This is a genomic window from Curvivirga sp., from assembly GCF_965219885.1.
Classification (GTDB): Bacteria; Pseudomonadota; Alphaproteobacteria; order UBA8366; family Aestuariispiraceae; genus Curvivirga.
Genome location: NZ_CBDCOT010000007.1, coordinates 115,362 through 139,532 on the forward strand (window position 1 = coordinate 115,362; position 24,171 = coordinate 139,532).

Below are 24,171 nucleotides of genomic sequence, written 5' to 3' on the forward strand. Positions count from 1 at the left end.
GAAGTTTTTACGGTCGGCGAGATTATCTAGATCACAATTTTTTAAATTATACCCTAAAATTCTAATAAATAACTAAAAATCACACGCTTATGTGATCCGAATGGAATGGAGACACGTATTGATGGATAGAATTATTTAAAATGAAAGTATGCCTAATATGAAAACAAAGCTGAAAATTGGTGTCGTTGGAACAGGTGTCGCAGGTATGTCTGCTGCTTGGTTACTTTCTCAAAAGCATGATGTGATTGTATTTGAAAAAGATGATCGTATTGGTGGGCATAGCAATACAGTTGATGCTGGCGATTGTCACGTGGATACAGGCTTCATCGTTTATAATGAGAAGAACTATCCTAATCTAATTGCTTTATTTGATTATCTTGGTGTGAAAACAAATGAAACCGATATGTCTTTTGGTGTTTCAATCGGGGCTGGCGATTTTGAATATAGTGGAACTGACCTATGGGGAATGTTGGCACAAAAGCGTAATGCATTTCGTCCAAAGTTTTGGAAATTATTATCGGATATTTTGAGGTTTTACCGCGAAACTGATGCAGTATTGGTAAACTCTGATTTACAAAAAATGACCTTGGGAGAATACCTGAGCGCAAACGCATATTCGAAAAGCTTTATCAAAGATCATATCTTACCTATGGGGGCGGCAATTTGGTCGACACCTATGGATAAGATGCTAGAATATCCATTGGAATCGTTTATTCGCTTTTGTGATAATCATGGCCTATTGCAAGTTTCTGACCGCCCTAAATGGCGTACTGTTCGGGGAGGGAGCCGCAATTATGTGAAAAAAATCACTGCGCCATATGAAAAAAATATTCATCTTAATCGTGCAGTGGAATCTGTGTGGTCGGATGCGGATAAGTCTTACATTTGCGACCGTAATGGTGTTGTAGAAGAATTTGATCATGTGGTGTTGGCAACGCATGGCGACCAAACCAGGAATTTCTTGCCTGATGATTATCGGGCCGAACGCAAGATATTTAGTCAATTTCAGTATCAACCTAATATTGCGCATTTACATACAGATGAAAGTTTAATGCCAAATACTAAACGTGCGTGGTCAAGTTGGAACTATCTACGGGATAATGTGGATGGGGAAGATAATGTTTGTGTGACTTATTGGATGAACCGTCTACAGCATTTATCTGGTGATAGGAATTATTTTGTAACTTTAAATCCTACAAGAATGCCGAAGGAAGGCAGTGTGATTCGAAGTTTTTTATATCACCATCCTGTTTTTGATCGTGCAGCGATGTCCGCACAAAAACTTCTTTGGAACTTACAAGGTACAAGACGGATTTGGTATTGTGGTAGTTATTTTGGGTATGGTTTTCACGAGGATGCATTGCAATCTGGTTTAGCTGTAGCCGAGCAGTTGGGAGGGCTGAAGCGACCTTGGAATGTTGCTGATGAATCTGGACGTATAACAATTTTACCAAGTCAATTGAATGTAGATACAAAGGATGCTGCCTGATGGGTGAGTGGAATAGTAAATTGTATCATGGGCGTGTTTTACATGCGCGTTTGAAGCCAAGAAAGCATATGTTGAAATATCGCATTTGTAGTTTTTTGTTCGATTTAGATGAATTGGAGAAATTGGATGAAAAAATGTGGCTTTTTAGTTTCAATAAATGGAACTTACTTAGCTTTCATAATAAGGATTTTGGCAAGGGTGATAAGATTGGATTACGGGAATATGTTACTGAAACTCTTGCAAATGCGAAGATTGAAATAGGCTCAGGTCGTATTGAATTACTTTGTTACCCCCGTATGTTTGGATATGTTTTTAATCCGTTAAGTGTCTATTTTTGTTACGATCAAGAGGATCAATTAGCTGCAATTATCTATGAGGTTACAAATACATTTAAACAACGTCATAGTTATGTGATTGAAGTTGAAATCGGCAAAGAGAACAATGTTAAACAAACATGTGAGAAGAAATTCTATGTGTCGCCATTCATTGATATGGATGCTATCTATCATTTCTCAATAAAACCTCCGAAAGAGAATATTGCTGTTGTGATTAATCAGCATGATCAGAGGGGACCTCTGTTAAAGGCTATGTTCACAGGCAAGGCTGATAAGTTTAGTAATCTTGCATTGGCTAAAATGCTTTTACGTTATCCGTTAATGACCCTTAAAGTTATCGCAGGCATTCATTGGGAAGCGCTACATCTATGGCGAAAAGGGGTGAAGTTAGTTGAGCGTCCCGCCCCACCAACAGACAATATGACACATGTTGTATATTCCAATCAGCATCAAGAAAGGTTCGGAAATGACTGACTTAACTAATTCCTCTTATTCGGCGAGTCAGGAATTATCTAAAACGATGACTGTTTCAAAGAAGATGTGGATGCGCCCGTTGAAAGCTTTGTTGAATGGGTTGGAATATGGGGCCCTCAAAATTGTGTTTCCGAACGGAGAGATTTTAGGTTTTGACGGGCATGTTGGTAATGGGCCAACTGCAACGATTTTACTTAAGAATTATAAACCAATTCGTACGTTTTTTCTGAAAGGTGAGTTGGCTTTTGCAGAAAGTTATTTAACTGGTGAATGGGATACACCTGATCTGACCGCATTATTTGAATTCGCGCTGGCAAATGAAAAGTCGCTTTCACCGGATAAGAAGGGTAATTTTTTGGTGAAGTTCATGCAGCGCCTCGGGCATTTACGAAATGCAAATTCACGTGCGGGATCACGCAAAAATATTTCTTTTCATTATGATTTAGGTAATCGTTTTTACGAAAAATGGCTGGATCAATCTATGACCTATTCTTCTGCGCTTTTTGAGCAAGGTGCAGAAACGTTAGAGGACGCACAAAATCTCAAATATCGCAAAATTGCTCAGATGGCTGAGTTGAAGCAAGATGAGACAATACTTGAAATTGGTTGTGGATGGGGTGGTTTCTCAGAAGTTGCAGCAAATGAATATGGTGCAAAAATTCATGGGGTGACACTCTCCACGGAGCAATTGGATTTTGCGACGAAGCGATATGCAGATGGTGGATATGCAGATAAGGCATCTGCATCTCTAACAGATTATCGTGATACCGAGGGTCAGTATGACAAAATTGTGTCGATTGAGATGTTTGAGGCCGTTGGCCATGAATATTGGTCAACATATTTCAAAGTTATTCAAGATCGATTAAAGCCCGGTGGTATAGCGCTATTACAGGTAATTTTAATCGACGATAAGCGCTTTGAAAAATACCGTCGCAATGTGGATTTTATTCAAAAATATATTTTCCCGGGTGGCTTACTGCCGAGCAAACAGGCTTTATCATATAGTATTGATCAACATGGATTAACCTTGGAGGAAGATTTCTTATTTGGCCGATCTTATGCAAAAACCTGTCAAATCTGGCGTGATGAGTTTTTAGCAAATTGGGAAGAGATCGAACCTTTAGGGTTTGATGAAAAGTTTAAGCGTATGTGGCTTTATTATTTATCCTATTGTGAAGCAGGATTTGCAAAGGGGAGTATTGATGTTGGCCTCTTCAAAATTCGAAAACCGTCTTAAGGTTCTATACGCTTTACCTGCTTTTGCATTGGCTTTTCCGACCATTCCGGTATTTGTGCTTTTGCCAACATTCTATGCGGAAACCGTTGGGTTAGGGCTGGCAACGGTTGGTTGGGTTATGTTTGGTTTACGTGTGTTTGACGTCACCACAGATCCTATAGTGGGGCATTATACAGATAGTATTCCACGGCGACTTGGACGTCGTAAATTACCAATGGCGATTGGCGGCTTGATAGCTGGGCCTGCTCTCTTGTTTTTGTTTTCACCTGCAGACGATAGTTCTTTTTATTATCTGATTTTTTGGGGAGGTTTACTTTATTTAGGATGGACCATTATCCAGATTCCTTATTTGGCATGGTCGGTTGAGTTATATGGTAGTTATCATGATCGAAATGAAATTAACGGCCTAAGAGAAGGAATTGGTCTTGCGGGTATTTTGGCTGTTGGTTTGCTACTTCTTTTTTTGACCGATTTGAGTGAATTTGATCGTTTTCAATTTCTTGCGTGGTTTACCTTCATTGTTGGGATCATATTGTTTCTTATTACACTATCAATTGTTCCTGAAGCTCATCGAATAGGTAAAGCGCCATCATTTAAATTCCCTTATAAGAATTTACTTTTCCTTCGCGTCTTAGCCGCCTGGTTTGTCAACGGACTAGCCAATGGCTTTCCAGCGGTGTGTTTACCATTGTATTTGACTTATGTCTTGCAACTTGAAGAAATAGATAAATATCTATTGATTTTTATGTATTTCTTATTTGCCATTTTGGGGATACCGGTTTGGTTGGCTGTTGCGAGACAAATGGATAAACATAAAGTTTGGTGTCTTTCAATGTTGATTGCTTGTGCGGCCTTTATCATAGTTCCGTTTCTGGGGGCAGGTGATATGCTTGTCTTTGGTTTGATTTGTGCAATAACAGGTTTCACTTTGGGGAGTGATTTGTCATTACCACCATCGATTCAGGCCGATTGTGCAGATTGGGACCGGTTTCGTTTTGGTTTCGACCGTACATCTACATTATTTGCCTATTGGAGTATGTCCACCAAACTATCCCTTGGTCTTGCAGTTGGGATCGCCTTTCCTTTATTAGAATATTACGGATTATCCTTAGATCGTTCGGCGGAACAATCTTCTTCAGGATATATGGCGTTGATAGTGATCTATGCGGTGTTGCCAATCGTATTAAAGATATTGGCCGTTTGGTTGATGTGGGGTTTTCCACTTACTCAAAAAACACATGCTGCCTTAAATCTCGCTTTGGAAAAGAGAAGATAATGATACGTACATTCTCCTTAATCCTGATATCTATTTTTCTTTTAGGCTGTAATAACATGAAGATTTCAGATTTTGAAAATACCACACCTAAATTTGACTTATTTAACTATTTTGAAGGTCAAACAATGGCCTATGGTATTTTTGAAGATAGGTTTGGTAATGTGAAACGGCAATTTCGTGTTGAAATCATCGGAACGATTAAAGATGAGAAGCTGATTCTGGATGAACAATTTTATTTTGATGATGGGGAACGAGATGAACGAATCTGGACTATTCAGAAAGATGAGAATGGAGATTACGTAGGGTATGCTGATGATGTTATCGGTATGGCCAAAGGCGTTGTCGCCGGTAATGCACTAAACTGGCGTTATGATTTGGATCTGAAAGTCGGTGATTCAAATCTTCGCGTGCATTTTGATGACTGGATGTTCTTACAGGAAGGGGATGTGTTGATAAATCGGGCAACTGTTACAAAATGGGGGTTCGATGTAGGGCAGGTGAGTATATTTTTTGTCAGACCTGCAATCGCTGCCTGATCTTGCCAAGAAGAGACCCTAAAACAGGAATTCTCATATAGAAATTTTCAGATGCATCCCAATAATCGATATGCCCTGCAATTTTTCCTTCTTCATTTAAGTAGATTTCACTTAATCCTTCTACTTCCCACAAACCAATAACAGGCACCTTACCAGAAAAACGCCATTTAAGGATGTATTTACCATCCTCTTCAAATGTACGTAGAACAAGAAACTGTGGGTTTTGTACGTCTAATAAAGTTTTTCGTAAAATCAGTTGAAGCGAGGATAGATTGTGAACCTCGTTAAAAGGGTCCTTGAATGTTACATTCATTGCAACATATTCATCCATTTTGGAGATAAGTTCTTCGGACAAATTTTCAAATAGGCGAATATAGGATTTTATGGAGCTATGCATATTATCCGACTACCTTTTTAATAAGTGAGAAATAGGCTTTATAAGGTAACAGCTGTAATAATTTTATCTTACGACAAAAACGACGAGGAAAGGCGATTTCAAATTTATCACTTTTCAATCCTTTGATGATAAATTGTGCCGCTTCTTCTGGTTCCAATAAGTCGGGCATATGAAAATCGTTTTTATCTGTTAGTTTACTTTTGACGAAACCTGGGCTGATGAGTTGAATCTTAACAGGGCTCCCTTGCAACTCAGCCTGTAAACTTTCACAAAGGTTAACTACCGCAGCTTTACTTGCACCATAACCTGATGCATTTGGTAAACCGACATAACCCGCCAGTGAGCCTACAATTGCTATATGTCCGCCATGTTGTTTCATGTGATTTATCAACGGAGGCAAGCAATTGACTACACCAAAAAAATTAACATTCATCATGTGTTGGAAGGTGTCAATGGTGGTTTGTGACGTCATACCCGGTTGATATGCGCCAGCATTCAGAATTGCAATATCCAACGGTAATGTTTTTGCCACAAGGGAGGCTGTTTCAATTGGATCAGTAACATCTGAGATTTGGTAAGATATATGCGGATTATTATTGGCCACTCTTTTGAGGCTCTCTTCATCTCGACCAGCAACCGTTACATGGTATCCTTCTGCCACCAAAGCATAAGCCAAATGCGATCCTATAGCACCACTGCCACCGGTAATGAGTGCATGAAGTTTTTTGTTTGGCATTTTTTTATCCATTGCTGTTTTGTGTGACAGGGCAGGTTTGGCATAGATACTCGATATCTGAACCATCTCTTGCCTTGAAAGATAGTTTTACCCAACGGCCTTCTTTATCATACCAAACTGAAGTATCTTTAAGATCGCCTGTATAGTCATATCGTTTGGCTAATATTTTTCCGTCAGCGATGATGATGTTTTCCCATTCTCCGTCTAGAATTTCCACATAGTTCACATTACCAGTTAAGGTGTTTAAAACGGCGTTACTATGAATGACACTAGCAAGCCAATGGTTTGTTGTGACGAGTGTTGTTGGATGTATATAACTTTCGTTATCAGTGGTAATGGAAAGACCATTATCAGTCTTTTGTGCGGTAACATTTGTAATGTCACCATCATCATCAATATACACTTCTAATGAATTCAGCTCATCATTAGTCCAGATTTCTTTAGAAAGATAAGAAAAGCTGTAAAAAGTAAGTCCTAGAAATTTAATATCCAAATTCATATTGGAAGAGACAGTTAACTGAGAAGCATCCTGTCGAAAGTCAGTAATATGTTCCCCGACAAGATCGCCGTCTCGATAAATTTCGAAGCGGTGAGTGTCAGGATATATTTGGCTTGGGTCTGCAAGTACAGCTTTCGCGTATATAGAAAATGTCACTAACACTAAAAGAAAACGGAAAGCCATAGCATCACCATTAAAATATTATTCGGTCAGCTCCAGACTGCGAAGAGCTGAAAGTAGGCTATCCGCTGTCATACTTTCCGGCTGTAGTTGGTCTGTAACCGAATATTTTAAGGTTTGAGCCTGATTTTTACTCGTATCACCAAAAAATCCCATAGACCAATTATCAAAAATTCGTTCATCCACAGTACTACAACTTACCAATTCTATATTTTGATGTCGTGTATCTTTTGCAATACGGTGATAGGTCTCACTCACGGCATGACGTCCACCTTCTAAGACTTGTATAAACTGACGCCCTGTAAACCATAGGGCACCTGTTACGAAGTTGCTCTTATTAAACTTTCTGGCAGATGCTAACATTTGCTCCGCTTTGAAATTTTCGTCAGGATTTAGATCACTCACATAAATTAAACGTGTTAACAGCATAAATCGATATCCTCCTTATTGCTTTGGAACAAGATTATCTATCTTGGCCCAAAAACTCGGCATTTTGATCTATCTGTGTACGGATGAATTTGATAAATGGATTATGTGATACTCATAATAAAGGATGAAAAGTTGCTTTAAGTGCGAGATGGCTTAGCTTGAAATGGATCATGCTTCAAGGATGTTACACCCTTTCTAAGGGGAGTTATCAAGCACGGATATCTTAAACGTATTGCCAGTTTTTCTATTGGTGTTAGCTGCAAAACAAAAAAGCCTCCGAGAATTGCTCGAAGGCTTTTATGGTGCCGCAACACGGATTCGAACCGCGGGCCTGATGATTACAAATCAACTGCTCTACCAACTGAGCTATTGCGGCGTCGTCTTGACAAGGCGAGGTTTTAGTGATGTCCGTCGGTCAGTGCAAGACCTTTTTTTCATTTTTTTGAAATTTTTTTAACTTTTTTTTTGCCCTATATGTGAAAGCCTTGAAAAAACTAATGATTGCTTATTTTCAACATTAATTGGAAGACCGTTGTGCCTTGGTTGCGTATAGTGCAATTGCAGCCGCATTAGAGACATTTAGACTACCTACCACATTTTCTGCCATTGGAATACGGGCAAGAGTATCACAGTTCTCACGGGTGAGGCGGCGCATGCCAGGGCCTTCCGCACCCATTACCAATGCAATCTTTCCTGTTAGGGTAACTTCCTGAAGTTCTACTTCAGCTTCACCTGCGAAGCCCACCGTCCAAAAACCCGCATCACGAATTTTATCTAGTGCTCGTGCAAGGTTACCTACATATACAAGAGGCGTGCTTTCAAGAGCACCACTTGCACTTTTGGCGAGCACAGCTGATTCCTCTGGCGCATTGCGTTCAGGGAGAATGACAGCTTTTGCGCCAAAGACAGCCGCGGATCGTAAAATAGCGCCTACATTATGAGGGTCAGTTACTTGATCAAGAACCAGATAAACATCATCTTCTCCGGCACCGAACAATAAATCCTCTAAAGCGTATTCGTTTAAGCGCTGGACTAATAATCCGACGCCTTGATGTATGGCGTCTTCTCCAAACAAGCGATCAAGTTCTTCTCTATTGGTCACAATCATCGGAATATTACGTTTTATACAAAGATCTGCATATCGATCCTGTGTAGAAGCTGTCACAGCGATTGCCTCTATCTTACGTTCTCTATTTTCAAGGGCTGCCGTGATTGGGTGATTCCCATATAACCATAGTTGATTTCCTCCGGCACGGGGCAGGCGTGTTTTTGACTCATTATTTGAGCGTTGGTTACTTTTCTTTTGACTTTGTTGTTGGTCTCTTTTTGGCATGTTACCAGACTTATGACCTTTGCGGCGTTGTGCCATGATGCGATTCACTTCTTTTATGATTAGGTTTTAGCCTTTTTACATAGTTATATGGCAGATAAGCAAATAGATTATGTGACAACTAATATATTATTGAAAGGTGCAGAAGCGCGGAAAACTGGGATTCTTTCCGAACTATTCGCAAAAGTGAAAAAAATAATTAACTTTTTTTAAATTTCTTTCGGTTTTTGCGTTGACAGAAGGGCTCGGAAATCTTAAACACCTCCCTGCCGTGAGCGGCACATATCGGTGAACTCGCTGAGTAAGGAGGGTTGCCCGAGTGGCTAAAGGGGGCGGACTGTAAATCCGCTGGCTATGCCTACGTTGGTTCGAATCCAACACCCTCCACCATCGATATCAGCTGCATAGCGGCTATATGAGTTTATAGAGTAGCTTGTATGAGAATTCTGCGGGTATAGCTTAGTGGTAAAGCTCCAGCCTTCCAAGCTGATTACGAGGGTTCGATTCCCTCTACCCGCTCCAAAGGATTTATTCAGGAATACTCGATCAGGTGCATTTCTAGTCGTTAGGGAATTTTGACAAATGGCTAAAGAAAAGTTTGAACGTAATAAACCACACTGTAACATTGGTACAGTTGGTCACGTTGACCACGGTAAGACAACTCTTACTGCGGCGATTTCCAAAGTATTGGCTGAAGTAAACGGTGCAGACGCAACTGACTTCGGTGACATCGACAAAGCGCCTGAAGAGCGTGAGCGCGGTATTACAATTAACACAGCACACGTTGAGTATGAGACTGAAACACGTCACTACGCACACGTAGACTGCCCAGGTCACGCTGACTATGTTAAAAACATGATCACTGGTGCGGCTCAAATGGATGGTGCGATCTTGGTTGTGAACGCAGCTGACGGTCCAATGCCACAAACACGTGAGCACATCTTGTTGGCACGTCAGGTTGGTGTACCTGCACTTGTAGTATTCTTGAACAAAGTTGACCAAGTTGACGACGAAGAGTTGTTGGAATTGGTTGAGATGGAAGTTCGTGAATTGTTGTCTTCTTATGACTTCCCAGGTGACGATCTACCAATCATCGCTGGTTCTGCTTTGGCAGCATTGGAAGGCCGCGACGACAACATCGGTAAAGAGAAAATTCTTGAGCTGATGGCTGCTGTTGACGAATATATTCCACAGCCAGAACGTGCTATTGACTTGCCATTCTTGATGCCGATTGAGGACGTATTCTCTATCTCTGGCCGTGGTACAGTAGTAACAGGTCGTGTAGAATCTGGTGTTGTTAAAGTTGGTGAAGAGATCGAAATCGTAGGTCTTAAAGAAACAACAAAAACAACATGTACAGGTGTTGAAATGTTCCGCAAGCTGCTTGATAGCGGTGAAGCTGGTGACAACATTGGTGCATTGTTGCGTGGTGTTGGTCGTGAAGACGTTGAGCGTGGTCAAGTACTATGTGCTCCAGGTTCTATCAAGCCACATACAAAGTTCAAATGTGAGTGCTACATTCTGACAAAAGATGAAGGTGGTCGTCATACACCATTCTTCTCTAACTACCGTCCACAATTCTACTTCCGTACAACAGACGTAACAGGTTCTGTAGTATTGCCAGAAGGTACAGAGATGGTAATGCCAGGTGATAACATCACAATGGATGTTGAGTTGATCGCACCTATCGCGATGAACGACGGTCTTCGCTTCGCGATCCGCGAAGGTGGACGCACAGTTGGTGCCGGCGTAGTTGCTGCAGTAACTGAGTAGTCAAAGAGTTTGGCAATTATAGGGGTATAGCTCAGTTGGTAGAGCGACGGTCTCCAAAACCGTAGGCCCTGGGTTCGAATCCTAGTGCCCCTGCCAAAATTGATCGCCTCATCTGGAGGCAGCCTGTGCGCCGCTGGAAGAAATCTCTTTCAGCGGCTCAAGGTTAACTGGACAAGCAAGATTTTACTGGAAAATAATGGCTAAAACATCACCAGCTCAGTTCGTTCGTCAAGTTCGTCAGGAAGTTTCTAAAGTTACGTGGCCGACACGTAAGGAAACAGGTATTGCGACATTGATGGTCTTTGTTATGGTGGCATTCATGTCACTCTTCTTCCTCGCGGTTGATAGCATTATTTCTTGGGGTGTTGGCCTAATTTTAGGTTAAGGCTGGTTTTTATCAGTTCGCTGTCCTATAAGCTGAATAGCAAACAGGCAATTTATTGGAGATTTAAAAGTGGCTCATCGTTGGTATGTCGTACACGTTTATTCCGGTTTTGAGAAAAAAGTAGCTGAGTCTATTAAAGAGCAGGCTGAAGCTTCTGACCTACAGGATCAAATTTTGGACGTGTTGGTTCCAACTGAAGAAGTTGTTGAGATGCGTCGCGGTCAGAAAGTGAAATCCGAGCGTAAGTTCTTCCCGGGTTATATTCTGGCGCATATGGATCTGACAGACGAAAGCTGGCACTTGGTGAATAACACAGCCAAGGTAACAGGCTTCTTGGGATCTGGTAAACGTCCATCTCCGATTTCTGCGAAAGAAGCGCAACGTATCTTGCATCAAGTGCAAGAGGGTGTGGAGCGTCCACGTCCATCCGTTACTTTCGAAGTTGGTGAGCAAGTTAAAGTGTCAGACGGTCCTTTCGCGAGCTTCAACGGTATGGTTGAAGAAGTTGATGAGGAACGCGCACGCTTGAAAGTTACTGTGTCGATCTTTGGTCGCTCGACACCGGTTGAATTGGAATATGGGCAAGTTGAGAAGTTGTAATTATAGTTCTTTTTAAGAATTGTAACTTTTTACTTGCTTTTTTCGCTGAACCGATTAAATAAGGCGGCTCAAACGTAACAGGTTGCGGAAGATAGACCCCAAATCAAAGCCGGGGCGTCGGACCGCGACCATACTCTTATGAGGATATTATGGCTAAAAAAGTTTCGGGCTATATCAAGCTCCAAATTCCGGCTGGTCAAGCTAACCCTTCTCCTCCGGTAGGTCCTGCACTTGGTGCAGCTGGCCTAAACATTATGGAATTCTGTAAGGCGTTCAATGCACAAACACAACAAATGGAAGCGGGTATGCCGATTCCTGTTGTTATTACAGCATATGAAGATCGCTCTTTCGACTTCGTTACAAAGACGCCACCTGCTTCTTTCTTCTTGAAAAAAGCTGCGAAAATTAAGTCTGGTTCTGGTGAGCCAAATAAAAATAAAGTTGGTAAAGTAACTGAAGCTCAAATCCGTGAAATCGCGGAAACAAAGCTTAAAGATATGAACGCTGTTACTGTAGAAGCTGCAATGGAATCCATTAAGGGTACAGCGCGCTCTATGGGTGTAGAAGTAGAGGGTTAATATCATGGCTAAAGTAACCAAACGTATGGCGAAAGCTTATGAAGGTATTGATCGCGATGCGCTCGTATCTGTTGTTGATGCTGTTAAAGCTGTAAAAGGCGCTGCATCTGCTAAATTCGATGAAACGATCGATATTGCAATGAACTTGGGTATTGACCCTCGTCATGCTGACCAACAAGTTCGTGGTTCTGTTTCTTTGCCAGCTGGCACAGGTAAAACAGTTCGCGTTGCTGTGTTTGCACGTGGTGATAAAGCTGAAGAAGCTAAAGCTGCTGGTGCGGACATCGTTGGTGCAGAAGACTTGATGGAACAAATTCAAGGCGGCATGATGGACTTTGATCGTTGTATCGCTTCCCCAGACATGATGGCTGTTGTAGGTCGTTTGGGTAAGATTTTGGGTCCACGTAACCTAATGCCTAACCCGAAGTTGGGTACTGTTACTCCTGACGTTGCTGCTGCTGTTGAAGCTGCAAAAGGTGGTGAAGTTCAGTTCCGTGCAGAGAAAAACGGTATCGTGCATGCTGGTATTGGTAAAGCAAGCTTCTCTGAAGATGATCTTGTGAAAAATGCTGAAGCATTCATCAAAGCTATTTCTACTTCTCGCCCATCTGGTGCGAAAGGTACATTCATTAAGAAAATTGCGATTTCCTCTACAATGGGCCCAGGCGTAAAAATCGACCCGGCTGATGCGGTAGAAGCGTAATTTTGAAGGAATTCTTGTTAGCTCTTTGGTTCGCCGAAGAGCTAATTTGAAAAGTGAAGGGGACGCCTTTCACTCCTGTCCGAGATTGGAGGTGGCAAGATCTTTTGATCAATGCCTTAATCACCGCCCCCATGAGATAGGTTGGAAAGATTAAAAGTTTTACTTTTTAGATCTTATCCTCCCGGGCAGGCCAATGTCGGTTCTTTCATGTTGAAGGAACTGTGTTTGAACCGGTTTGAATTATCTGTCGCATGGTGTGGCAGTTGAAGAGAACCAAAATCGTGGAGACGATCAGTGAACCGTACTGAAAAGGAACAACTGGTCGCTGAACTGCGTGAAGCATTAGAAGCGTCTACAACCGTTGTAATTGCTAAGCAATCCGGTTTAACCGTATCTGAAGCTTCAGACCTTCGTGCGAAAGCTCGCGAAGCTGGTGCAGGTTACAAAGTAACCAAAAACACCCTAGCGAAACTTGCAATCGAAGGCACTAAGTTCGAGCACTTGGCCGAATCATTTACTGGCCCAACATCAATTGCGTTTTCTGAAGACGCTGTTGCAGCAGCAAAAGTACTTGCTGATTATGCAAAAGCGAACGAGAAAATGGAAATTGTTGCTGGTGCAATGGGTGAGCAAAACCTAGACGCTGCTGGCGTTAAAGCTCTCGCTTCTATGCCGTCCTTGGACGAGCTACGTGGCAAGCTTGTTGGTCTATTGCAAGCACCTGCTGGTAAAGTTGCGAGCGTTACACAAGCACCTGCTGCTCAGTTGGCGCGCGTATTCTCGGCTTATGGTAGTTCTAACTAAGTTGCAGTTTGGAAACCAAACTTATTAAAATTTTGCCTAACTCTGGAGAGATAAAATGGCTGATCTAGACAAACTTGTAGAAGAGCTTTCTGCTCTTACTGTTATGGAAGCTGCTGAGCTATCCAAACTTCTTGAAGACAAATGGGGCGTATCTGCTGCTGCTCCTGTTGCTGTTGCTGCTGTTGGCGGCGCTGCTGGTGGCGAAGCTGCTGCAGAAGAAAAAGACAGCTTTGACGTTGTTTTGGCTGGCGCAGGCGACAAGAAAATCAACGTGATTAAAGAAGTTCGCGCTATCACAGGCCTAGGCTTGAAAGAAGCGAAAGAAATGGTTGAGTCCGCACCTGCTACAGTAAAAGAAGGTGCTTCTAAGGACGAAGCTGAAGAGATGAAAAAGAAACTTGAAGAAGCTGGTGCTTCTGTAGAGTTGAAATAATCTCTGGCTACCGTAAGGTAGCATGCGATTAAGAGGGGCGCACCGTTTTGGTGTTGCCCCTCGACGCGCCTTGTAAGTATGGATGAAAATATTTCGATTTTTCATTGATATTTCAGGGCGTTTAGGCTTTTCTAATGAACGTAAATTTATGCGGGCTGCAGAAAATCCTACAAAGAGGGCCTATTGGTGTGGGGGCCGACTAAAGAAAACCGCGCTAAACTGGACGTTAGGGGACGATCCTTTATGCGTAAGCGCCATAAGAGGCCGCGACATAAAGCACGATCCGAACCTGGGTTAACAGATATTGGACGAGGAAAATATGGCCAACTCGTACACCGAACGAAAAAAAATTCGTAAAAGCTTTGGACGTTTGTCTGAAGTGGCACCTATGCCAAACTTGATCGAAGTTCAAAAAGCTTCCTATGATGCATTCTTGCAAGACGGTATTGACGCAAAAGAGCGTTCTAAAACCGGACTTCAAGAAGTTTTCGAAAGTGTTTTCCCTATTCGGGATTTCTCTGAGCGTTCTCAGTTAGAGTTTGTTCGTTATGAATTAGAACAACCAAAATATGATACCGAAGAGTGTCAGCAACGCGGTATTACATATGCTGCGCCATTGCGTGTAACTCTGCGCTTGGTTGTGTGGGATATTGATGAGGACACAGGTGCTCGTTCTATCCGCGATATTAAAGAACAAGACGTTTATATGGGCGACCTGCCTTTGATGACACAGCATGGTACATTCATCGTGAATGGAACCGAGCGTGTTATCGTATCTCAGATGCACCGTTCTCCTGGTGTTTTCTTTGATCATGATAAAGGCAAAAGCCATTCTTCTGGTAAATATCTGTTTGCTGCACGTGTAATTCCTTACCGTGGTTCTTGGTTGGACTTCGAATTTGATGCGAAAGACATGTTATATGTTCGTATCGACCGTCGTCGTAAGTTACCTGCAACCACATTGTTGATGGCGCTTGATAGCGACGCAACACAGGCGCAGCGTGACAAGTTGGCTAAAGAAGGTAAATCGCTAGACCCTGCTTTGACAACTGGTATCACCAAAGAAGATATCTTAAACAAATATTATGAAACTGTTACTCTTAAGTATACCAAGAAAGGTTGGAAGACAGCCTTCGATGGCGATCGTCTGAAAGGCGAAAAACTTGAGAAAGACCTGATTGATGCAAAAACTGGTGAAGTTGTTGCCGCAGCTGGTTCTAAACTGACAGCACGTAGTATTCGTAAACTTGAAGAAGCTGGTCTGAAAGAAATCGCCTTGAACGAAGGTGAAGTAATCGGCCGCTTTATCGCCAATGACATCATTAATGAAGAAACTGGCGAAATTTACTTCGAGGCAGGTGATGAGATCACAGCAGAATCTTTGGAGCTGATCGAAGATCTTGGCCTATCTTCAATTCCAAGTCTGCATATCGATTATGCAAATGTTGGTCCTTACCTACGTAACACATTAGCGGCAGACAAAAACGAGAGCCGTGAAGATGCTCTTACCGACATCTACCGTGTGATGCGTCCTGGTGAGCCACCTACCTTGGAAACAGCCGACGCATTGTTCAAAGGTTTGTTCTTCGATGAAGAGCGTTATGACCTTTCCACAGTTGGTCGTGTGAAAATGAACTCCCGTTTGGAATTCGAACTAAACGAAGTTCCAGACACCCAACGTACATTGCGTAAAGAAGACATTCTTGAAATCGTTCGTATTTTGATCGAATTGAAAGATGGTCGCGGTGAAATTGACGATATCGATCACCTGGGTAACCGTCGTGTTCGTTCCGTCGGCGAATTGATGGAGAACCAATATCGTATTGGATTGTTGCGTATGGAACGTGCAATTCGCGAACGTATGGGTTCCGTAGACATCGATTCTGTAATGCCGCATGACTTGATCAATGCGAAACCAGCAGCAGCAGCTGTTCGTGAATTCTTCGGTTCTTCTCAATTGTCTCAGTTTATGGACCAAACCAACCCATTGTCAGAGGTGACACATAAACGTCGTCTATCTGCCCTTGGACCTGGTGGTTTGACACGTGAACGTGCAGGCTTTGAGGTTCGTGACGTACATGCTACTCACTATGGTCGTATCTGTCCTATTGAAACCCCAGAGGGTCCAAACATTGGTTTGATTAACTCTTTGGCGACATTTGCGCGTGTGAATAAATATGGTTTCATCGAAGCACCTTATCGTAAAGTTGTAGACGGTATTGTTACTGATGAAGTGATCTATATGTCCGCGATGGGTGAAGGTAAATTTACCATTGCGCAGGCGAACGCGCCTCGTAATGCTGATGGCTCCTTCGTTGAAGATCTTGTAAACTGTCGTTCTCGTGGTGACTATTTGGTTTCCCGTCCAGAAGACATTGACTTGATCGACGTTTCTCCACGTCAGTTAGTATCTGTGGCTGCGGCCCTGATCCCATTCTTGGAAAACGATGATGCGAACCGTGCATTGATGGGTTCCAACATGCAGCGTCAGGCTGTGCCTCTTCTACAATCCGACGCACCATTGGTGGGTACAGGTATGGAAGGTCGCGTAGCGAAAGACTCTGGTGTGACCATCGTTGCGAAACGTTCTGGTGTTGTTGATCAGATCGATGCGACACGTATCGTTGTTCGCATGACAGACGTTACAGATGCGTCTCAATCTGGTGTAGACATCTACAACTTGTTGAAGTTCCAACGTTCTAACCAAAATACCTGTATTACACAGAGACCTTTGGTAAAAGTTGGTGATCGTATCGAAGCTGGCGACATTATCGCCGACGGTCCATCTACAGATATGGGTGAATTGGCGCTTGGTCGTAACGTGCTTGTGGCGTTTATGCCATGGAATGGTTACAACTTTGAGGATTCCATCCTCATTTCTGAGCGTATCGTGAAAGACGATGTCTTCACATCTATCCATATCGAAGAATTCGAAGTAATGGCTCGTGATACCAAGTTGGGCCAGGAAGAAATTACACGCGATATTCCAAATGTGGGTGAAGAAGCACTTAAGAATCTTGACGAAGCTGGTATCGTATATATCGGTGCAGAAGTAAAAGCTGGCGACATTCTTGTTGGTAAAGTAACACCAAAAGGCGAGAGCCCGATGACACCGGAAGAAAAACTTCTTCGTGCCATCTTTGGTGAGAAAGCTTCTGACGTTCGTGATACATCCTTGCGTGTACCTCCTGGTGACACAGGTACAATCGTAGAAGTACGTGTATTCTCTCGTCGTGGTATCGACAAAGACGAACGTGCCTTGGCAATTGATCGTCAAGAGATCGAGCGTCTTGCAAAAGACCGTGATGACGAAAAAGGCATCTTGGAACGTTCTTTCCGTAACCGCTTCTTGGAAATGGTTGTTGGTCAAACAATCGTTGCCGGTCCAAAAGGCATGGATACAAATGTGAAAGCGACAGAAGAATTCCTAAACGAGTTCACAACTGCGCATTGGCGTTTGGTTGCCGTTGAAGACGAAGGCGTAAACGATGCATTGGAAGCGTTGAAGAAACAATTCGACGATTCCGTAGGCAAAGTAGAAGCACGTTTCGACGATAAAGTAGATAAAGTTCAATCTGGTGATGAATTGCCACCGGGCGTGATGAAGATGGTTAAAGTCTTCGTTGCTGTGAAGCGTAAGCTTCAACCTGGTGATAAAATGGCGGGTCGTCATGGTAACAAAGGTGTAATTTCCAAAATTATGCCTCAGGAAGACATGCCATACCTAGAAGACGGTACACCAGTTGATATCGTATTGAACCCATTGGGTGTACCATCTCGTATGAACGTTGGTCAGATCCTTGAAACTCACTTAGGTTGGGCTTGTGCTAGCCTTGGCCGTCAAGTGAATGAGGCTTTGGAAACATATCGTGCAGAAGGTCGTTCTGATGATCTACGTATCTCCCTTGAGGAAGCTTACAAAGACGAGAATATCGTTGAAGATCTGAAGTCCTATGGCGAAGGTGAACTTGTTGACCTAGCGAAAAACGTATCCCGCGGTATTCCGATCGCAACACCAGTATTTGACGGTGCGCGTGAAGAAGACATCAACGGTTACTTGGATCGTGCAGGATTGAAAACATCTGGTCAGGCGCGTTTGATCGATGGACGTACTGGTGAAGAATTCCACCGTGATGTAACAGTCGGCATTATTTACATGCTGAAATTGCACCACTTGGTTGATGACAAAATCCATGCTCGTTCTATTGGACCTTACAGTCTTGTTACTCAACAGCCGTTGGGTGGTAAGGCACAGTTCGGTGGTCAGCGCTTCGGTGAGATGGAAGTATGGGCACTTGAAGCTTATGGTGCTGCATATACTCTGCAAGAAATGTTGACAGTGAAATCCGATGATGTCTCCGGTCGTACGAAGGTTTATGAATCTATCGTTCGCGGTGATGACAACTTCGAAGCCGGTATTCCGGAATCCTTCAACGTATTGATGAAAGAGCTACGTTCCTTAGGTTTGGATGTAGATCTGCATCAGGAAGAGCAATAAGAACCGGGCCCGGGGCTGGTTGAGTTTCCAGCCTCGGACGCCGTATTTTATACATCGGCTGAGAAGCCTAGGTTTTTTATAGAAAGCGTGACACACGCGAAGGAGAGCCCTGATGAATGAAGTAATGCAACTCTTCGGACAGGCACAAGGCACAAATAATTTCGATAGCATCAAAATTTCGATTGCGTCGCCTGAACAAATCCGCGCTTGGTCTTTTGGTGAGATCAAGAAGCCGGAAACAATTAACTATCGTACATTCAAGCCGGAACGCGATGGTTTGTTCTGCGCGCGTATCTTTGGTCCAATCAAAGACTACGAATGCTTGTGCGGTAAATACAAACGTATGAAATATAAAGGCATCGTATGTGAAAAATGCGGTGTTGAAGTAACATTGAGCAAAGTACGTCGTGAGCGTATGGGCCATATTGAGTTGGCAGCACCTGCTGCGCATATCTGGTTCTTGAAATCTTTGCCATCCCGCATCGGTTTGATGTTGGATATGACATTGAAAGATCTTGAGAAAGTTCTTTATTTCGAAGCATATGTTGTAACAGAGCCGGGCTTGTCCCCTCTGAAACAATTCCAGTTGCTTTCCGAAGAAGAATATTTGGATGCTCAAGACGAATATGGCGATGATGCTTTCACCGCTAAAATTGGTGCGGAAGCATTGAAAGCGATCCTTGAAGATATGGATATCGAAGAGGAAATCGAATTCACACGTCAAGGTATCGAAGAAACAGGTTCTGAAGCAAAGCGTAAGAAACTTGTTAAACGTTTGAAGCTTCTTGAAGCATTCTTGGAATCCGGAACACGTCCAGAATGGATGATCATGGATGTTATTCCTGTGATCCCACCTGAGTTACGTCCATTGGTTCCATTGGATGGTGGTCGTTTTGCTACATCTGACTTGAACGATTTATATCGTCGTGTAATCAACCGTAACAACCGTCTACGTCGTTTGATGGAGCTTCGTGCACCTGACATTATCGTACGTAACGAAAAACGTATGTTGCAGGAATCTGTAGATGCGCTATTCGATAACGGTCGTCGTGGTCGTGTGATTACAGGGGCAAACAAACGTCCATTGAAATCCTTGTCCGACATGTTGAAAGGTAAGCAAGGTCGCTTCCGTCAAAACTTGTTGGGTAAACGCGTTGACTATTCCGGTCGTTCCGTGATCGTGGTTGGTCCAGAATTGATGTTGCATCAATGTGGTCTACCTAAGAAAATGGCACTGGAACTGTTTAAGCCGTTCATTTATGCGAAACTTGAACTTTACGGTATGGCGACAACCATTAAAGCTGCGAAGCGTATGGTTGAGAAAGAACGCCCAGAAGTTTGGGATATTCTTGAAGAAGTTATCCGCGAACATCCAGTATTGTTGAACCGTGCGCCGACACTTCACCGTTTGGGTATCCAAGCGTTTGAACCAGTATTGGTAGAAGGTAAAGCGATCAACTTGCATCCGTTGGTATGTGCTGCGTTTAACGCGGACTTTGACGGTGACCAGATGGCGGTTCACGTTCCATTGTCTCTAGAAGCACAATTGGAAGCACGTGTATTGATGATGTCCACAAACAACATCCTGTCTCCTGCGAATGGTAAGCCAATTATCGTTCCGTCTCAGGATATCGTTTTGGGTCTATATTACATCACACATGAACGTCCCGATGCGGTTGCTGACGAAGTATATATCGACTCTAAAGAAGCTTTGACTGCTGCTTTGGAACGTCAGGATGTTGTCATGCGTGACGTTGCTGATCACCATAAGGATATGTCTAAACTGACTGGTGAAGAAGCATGGGCATTGTTGAAAGACGGTAAAGCCACAGCACATCGTCTACCTCTCTTCTCTGTTATGTCTGAATTGGAACTGGCGCTAGAATCTGGTGCAGTAACTGTTCAAACAAAGATTAAAGCGGTTTACGATACAGTTGATAACGACGGCAACCCTGTGTCTCAAAAAGTTGTGACAACACCAGGTCGTGTGATCTTGTCACAAATTTTGCCACGTCATCCAAATGTACCATTCTCTTTGATCAACCAAGTATTGACTAAGAAAGAAATCACAAACTTGATCGACATTGTGTATCGTCACTGTGGTCAGAAAGAAACTGTGATCTTCTGTGACAAGTTGATGGGCATTGGTTTTGGTTGGGCTTGTAAAGCAGGTATTTCCTTCGGTAAGGATGACATGATCATTCCTGAAACAAAGGATAACTTGATCGATGCAGCGCAAACAGAAGTGAAAGCGTTTGAACAACAATATATGGACGGTCTGATTACTCAGGGTGAGAAATATAACAAAGTTGTCGACGTATGGGCTTCTTGTTCCGATAAAGTGGCTGACGACATGATGAAAGTTATGGCGGCTCCGGGTGAGAAAGGTCTGAACTCCGTATATATGATGGCACATTCTGGTGCTCGTGGTTCTGCGGCTCAGATTAAACAGCTTGCTGGTATGCGTGGTTTGATGGCGAAACCGGATGGTTCCATCATTGAAACACCAATTATCGCGAACTTTAAAGAAGGTTTGAACGTACTTGAATACTTCAACTCTACTCACGGTGCACGTAAAGGTTTGGCGGATACAGCTTTGAAAACTGCTAACTCCGGTTATCTGACACGTCGTCTTGTGGACGTTGCCCAAGATTGTATCATTATCGAAGATAACTGTGGCACAGAAAATGGTTTGACCATGCGTGCGGTTATTGATGGTGGTGACATTATCGAAGGTTTGGCTGAACGTATTTTGGGTCGTTGCGTTGTTGAAGACGTGAAACATCCTTTGACTGGTGAAGTATTGATCGAAGCTGGTGGCTTGATTGACGAAGAAAAAGCAGACGAAATTGAAACAGCTGGTGTTGATGCAGTCTTGATCCGCTCTGTATTGACTTGTGAATCCCGTCACGGTGCTTGCGCAACATGTTACGGTCGTGACTTGGCACGTGGTACAAAGGTTAACCGTGGTGAAGCAGTTGGTGTTATTGCTGCGCAATCCATTGGTGAGCCGGGTACACAGTTGACAATGCGTACATTCCACATTGGTGGTGCGGCGCAGCGTGGTGCTGAGCAGAACTCTATCGAATCTTCCTTGGATGGTGTTATGAAAATCAATAACCGTAATGTGGTTATTGATAGTGAAGGTCATCCGGTAGTGATGGGTCGTAACTGTGAATTGGTACTTGCCGATGAAACTGGTCGTGAACGTGCTCGTCACCGTGTACCATATGGTGCGCGTTTGAAGATGGACGAAGGTCAGCCAGTTGTTAAAGGTCAAACAATCGCAGAATGGGATCCATATACTGTTCCGATCATCTCTGAGATGTCTGGTGTAGCACATTATGTTGATTTGGTTGAGGGTATATCCCTTCGTGACGAAGTTGACGAAGCTACAGGTATCGCATCCAAACGTGTTGTCGACTGGAAACAGCAAGCTAAAGGTACAGACCTGAAACCACGTATCACATTGCGTACAGAAGATGGTGAAGTAATCACCCTACCAAACGGTATGGAAGCACGTTACTTCATGTCTGTGGATGCTATTCTTTCCGTACATAACGGTTCAGAAGTTAAAGCTGGTGATGTATTGGCGCGTATCCCACGTGAATCTTCTAAGACACGTGATATTACTGGTGGTCTACCTCGTGTGGCTGAATTGTTCGAAGCACGTAAACCTAAAGACTTTGCGGTTATCGCAGACCAAGACGGTTATGTTGAGTTTGGTAAAGATTACAAAACAAAACGTCGTATTGTAATCCGTCCAGCAGATGAGAATATTGAGCCATCTGAATATCTGGTACCAAAAGGGAAACACGTTGCTGTTCAAGAAGGCGATTTCATCTCTAAAGGTGAAATGTTGATGGATGGTAACCCAGTTCCACATGATATCTTGGATGTGATGGGGGTTGAGGCATTGTCCAACTACCTATGTAAAGAAATTCAGGACGTATATCGTCTGCAAGGTGTGAAAATCAACGATAAGCATATCGAAGTGATCGTACGCCAAATGTTGCAGAAGATTGAAATCACTGATCCGGGCGAATCTTACTATCTAGCTGGTGAGCAGTTAGATCGTGAAGAAATGAACGAAATCAATGATAAATTGATGGCGGAAAACAAACGTCCAATCAGCGGTAATCCTGTTCTTCAAGGTATTACAAAAGCAAGCTTGCAGACAAACAGCTTTATTTCTGCTGCGTCCTTCCAGGAAACAACACGTGTCCTAACCGATGCTGCTGTAAATGGTAAGTCTGATAGTCTTGAAGGCTTAAAAGAAAACGTAATCGTGGGTCGCTTGGTACCAGCTGGTACAGGTTCCGTGATGAAACATATGCGTCAATTAGCATCCGAACGTGACCGTGAATTGACAGCGCAAAAAGCAGCGAATCGCAACCAAGCAATTCCGGCTTCTGAAGAAACATCTGAGGAACCAGCTGCTGAGTAATTGTTAATTACTTGAAGCGTAAAAGATTAGGAACCCCGGTGGAGAAATCTACCGGGGTTTTCTTTTACCTATTTTTTAGGTTTTGTGTTAACATGGTTTTCGGGATTACGTGGTGACGAGCTTGGAAGGTGTCTTATGCGACTATTTCTTTCGTCCTTTTTTGCTTGCCTCTTGATGATGGCAATGCCTTCCTCCGGTAAGGAAATTATACGTCTCACCAATGGTGAATGGAAACCCTATCAGTCTGAAGAACTGCCAAATTTTGGACCATATTCTGAAATTGCAAAACTCGCTTTTGAAGAGGTTGGGATAGAGGTGGAATTTGGCTTTTTTCCATGGAATAGAGCCACACGCCTCGTGGAAGAGGGGCGATGGGATGGTACTTTCTTTTGGGTTGCAACGCCTGAAAGGCGTCAGAAGTTTTTACTCAGTAACCCCGTCATTACACTTCAGGAAGTGATTTATTATAATAAGGATCGCCCTTTAACCGTTGAGCAACTATCGGATTTTGGCGGACTTACTTTAGGAAGGATTCAATCAAGCGCATTTGGCGGGCAGTTTAACGAGCTGATTACGAATGGTGAGTTATCTGTCAGTATCGTCCCCACTAACGAAAACCTATTTAAGATGCTGTATAGTGGGCGCATTGATTTTGTACCTGAGCTTATGAATAGCGGTTATGATGCTATTGATGCGCTACCAGAAGAATTTGATAAATCAAAATTTGGCCATTTGGAAGATTTTCAATATGGATGGGTTTCCCATATGATGATTTCAAAGCGAATTGAAAAAGGACCCTACTTTATTAAGCAATTTAATAAGGGTTTAAGGAAGTTACAACGAAGTGGAAAGTTGGATGAAATTTTAGCGCCAATTCTACTTCCGAAAAGACAGCAGAAAATCAATTGAGTATGAAAATTCAAATTGTCTTATATTGGTATCTATAAAATTCGTGTTTCTATGTTAGAATACGAATGATTGGTTCTTTAAACTAAAGAACGAGGTGCTCTATGAGGTTAATAGTAACATTTC

Annotated in this window: 20 protein-coding genes and 4 tRNA genes; 18 read left to right on the top strand and 6 right to left on the bottom strand. The window is 42.9% G+C overall.

The window, feature by feature from the left end:
- Positions 1-148 precede the first annotated feature (148 nt).
- Genes ACOQOA_RS00610 through ACOQOA_RS00630 form a run of 5 tightly spaced genes read left to right on the top strand, consistent with a single transcriptional unit; the run spans position 149 to position 5,347 of the window.
- Entirely contained in the window at positions 149-1,489 is a 1,341-nt protein-coding gene (locus ACOQOA_RS00610; protein ID WP_420546763.1) for an NAD(P)/FAD-dependent oxidoreductase, read from the top strand.
- The gene (locus ACOQOA_RS00615; RefSeq protein ID WP_420546764.1) at positions 1,489-2,298 is read left to right on the top strand and encodes a DUF1365 domain-containing protein; all 810 of its coding nucleotides are present in this window, start codon (positions 1,489-1,491) and stop codon (positions 2,296-2,298) included. The genes ACOQOA_RS00610 and ACOQOA_RS00615 overlap by 1 nt, the downstream gene beginning before the upstream one ends.
- Positions 2,291-3,535 (top strand): class I SAM-dependent methyltransferase, encoded by a 1,245-nt coding sequence (locus ACOQOA_RS00620; RefSeq protein WP_420546765.1) that lies wholly within the window; start codon positions 2,291-2,293, stop codon positions 3,533-3,535. Before ACOQOA_RS00615 ends, ACOQOA_RS00620 begins: the two co-directional genes overlap by 8 nt.
- A complete protein-coding gene (locus ACOQOA_RS00625) occupies positions 3,501-4,811 on the top strand; it encodes an MFS transporter (protein WP_420546766.1) in 1,311 nt (436 codons plus the stop codon). The genes ACOQOA_RS00620 and ACOQOA_RS00625 overlap by 35 nt, the downstream gene beginning before the upstream one ends.
- Positions 4,811-5,347 carry a DUF3833 domain-containing protein gene (locus tag ACOQOA_RS00630; protein ID WP_420546767.1) on the top strand — a complete coding sequence of 179 codons (537 nt, stop codon included), beginning with the start codon at positions 4,811-4,813 and terminating at the stop codon, positions 5,345-5,347. Before ACOQOA_RS00625 ends, ACOQOA_RS00630 begins: the two co-directional genes overlap by 1 nt.
- On the opposite strand, the gene ACOQOA_RS00635 is transcribed toward ACOQOA_RS00630, so the two are convergent.
- The 6 genes from ACOQOA_RS00635 to rlmB all read right to left on the bottom strand — a co-directional run bounded on the left by ACOQOA_RS00635 (position 5,325) and on the right by rlmB (position 8,957).
- Entirely contained in the window at positions 5,325-5,744 is a 420-nt protein-coding gene (locus ACOQOA_RS00635) for a hypothetical protein (RefSeq protein WP_420546768.1), read from the bottom strand. The genes ACOQOA_RS00630 and ACOQOA_RS00635 overlap by 23 nt on opposite strands.
- Position 5,745: 1 nt before the next feature.
- Entirely contained in the window at positions 5,746-6,480 is a 735-nt protein-coding gene (locus tag ACOQOA_RS00640) for an SDR family NAD(P)-dependent oxidoreductase (RefSeq protein ID WP_420546769.1), read from the bottom strand.
- 4 nt (positions 6,481-6,484) lie between these two features.
- Positions 6,485-7,162 (bottom strand): DUF6134 family protein, encoded by a 678-nt coding sequence (locus tag ACOQOA_RS00645; protein ID WP_420546770.1) that lies wholly within the window; start codon positions 7,160-7,162, stop codon positions 6,485-6,487.
- Positions 7,163-7,180: 18 nt separating this feature from the next.
- Positions 7,181-7,588: a BLUF domain-containing protein gene (locus ACOQOA_RS00650; RefSeq protein WP_420546771.1), complete on the bottom strand. Its 408-nt coding sequence runs from the start codon at positions 7,586-7,588 to the stop codon at positions 7,181-7,183.
- A gap of 300 nt (positions 7,589-7,888) precedes the next feature.
- Positions 7,889-7,964 (bottom strand) — tRNA-Thr (locus ACOQOA_RS00655).
- A gap of 141 nt (positions 7,965-8,105) precedes the next feature.
- Complete coding sequence (gene rlmB / locus ACOQOA_RS00660; protein ID WP_420546772.1) at positions 8,106-8,957, bottom strand: 23S rRNA (guanosine(2251)-2'-O)-methyltransferase RlmB; 852 nt, start codon at positions 8,955-8,957, stop codon at positions 8,106-8,108.
- Positions 8,958-9,223: 266 nt separating this feature from the next.
- Between rlmB and ACOQOA_RS00665 the strand changes: the two genes are divergently transcribed.
- The 13 genes from ACOQOA_RS00665 (at position 9,224) to ACOQOA_RS00725 (ending at position 24,048) form a co-directional block, all read left to right on the top strand.
- Positions 9,224-9,308 (top strand) — tRNA-Tyr (locus ACOQOA_RS00665).
- A 58-nt stretch (positions 9,309-9,366) separates the two neighbouring features.
- Positions 9,367-9,440, top strand: a tRNA-Gly gene (locus tag ACOQOA_RS00670).
- Between the two features lie 60 nt (positions 9,441-9,500).
- Complete coding sequence (tuf, locus tag ACOQOA_RS00675) at positions 9,501-10,691, top strand: elongation factor Tu (RefSeq protein ID WP_420546773.1); 1,191 nt, start codon at positions 9,501-9,503, stop codon at positions 10,689-10,691.
- Between the two features lie 20 nt (positions 10,692-10,711).
- Positions 10,712-10,787, top strand: a tRNA-Trp gene (locus ACOQOA_RS00680).
- Positions 10,788-10,887: 100 nt separating this feature from the next.
- Positions 10,888-11,076 carry a preprotein translocase subunit SecE gene (gene secE / locus ACOQOA_RS00685; RefSeq protein WP_155153990.1) on the top strand — a complete coding sequence of 63 codons (189 nt, stop codon included), beginning with the start codon at positions 10,888-10,890 and terminating at the stop codon, positions 11,074-11,076.
- A gap of 69 nt (positions 11,077-11,145) precedes the next feature.
- Positions 11,146-11,676, top strand: coding sequence for a transcription termination/antitermination protein NusG (gene nusG / locus ACOQOA_RS00690; RefSeq protein WP_328597123.1), 531 nt, complete (start codon positions 11,146-11,148; stop codon positions 11,674-11,676).
- 149 nt (positions 11,677-11,825) lie between these two features.
- A complete protein-coding gene (rplK, locus tag ACOQOA_RS00695) occupies positions 11,826-12,254 on the top strand; it encodes a 50S ribosomal protein L11 (RefSeq protein WP_155153991.1) in 429 nt (142 codons plus the stop codon).
- Between the two features lie 4 nt (positions 12,255-12,258).
- Positions 12,259-12,957 (top strand): 50S ribosomal protein L1, encoded by a 699-nt coding sequence (rplA, locus tag ACOQOA_RS00700; protein WP_420546774.1) that lies wholly within the window; start codon positions 12,259-12,261, stop codon positions 12,955-12,957.
- 294 nt (positions 12,958-13,251) lie between these two features.
- Positions 13,252-13,761: a 50S ribosomal protein L10 gene (gene rplJ, locus ACOQOA_RS00705; protein WP_328597124.1), complete on the top strand. Its 510-nt coding sequence runs from the start codon at positions 13,252-13,254 to the stop codon at positions 13,759-13,761.
- A 55-nt stretch (positions 13,762-13,816) separates the two neighbouring features.
- Positions 13,817-14,194, top strand: a complete 378-nt coding sequence (gene rplL, locus ACOQOA_RS00710) for a 50S ribosomal protein L7/L12 (RefSeq protein WP_420546775.1) — start codon at positions 13,817-13,819, stop codon at positions 14,192-14,194.
- Positions 14,195-14,513: 319 nt separating this feature from the next.
- Positions 14,514-18,692, top strand: coding sequence for a DNA-directed RNA polymerase subunit beta (gene rpoB, locus ACOQOA_RS00715; protein ID WP_420546776.1), 4,179 nt, complete (start codon positions 14,514-14,516; stop codon positions 18,690-18,692).
- A 112-nt stretch (positions 18,693-18,804) separates the two neighbouring features.
- Positions 18,805-23,139: a DNA-directed RNA polymerase subunit beta' gene (rpoC, locus tag ACOQOA_RS00720; protein ID WP_420546777.1), complete on the top strand. Its 4,335-nt coding sequence runs from the start codon at positions 18,805-18,807 to the stop codon at positions 23,137-23,139.
- A 135-nt stretch (positions 23,140-23,274) separates the two neighbouring features.
- Entirely contained in the window at positions 23,275-24,048 is a 774-nt protein-coding gene (locus ACOQOA_RS00725; protein WP_420546778.1) for a substrate-binding periplasmic protein, read from the top strand.
- Positions 24,049-24,171: the final 123 nt, after the last annotated feature.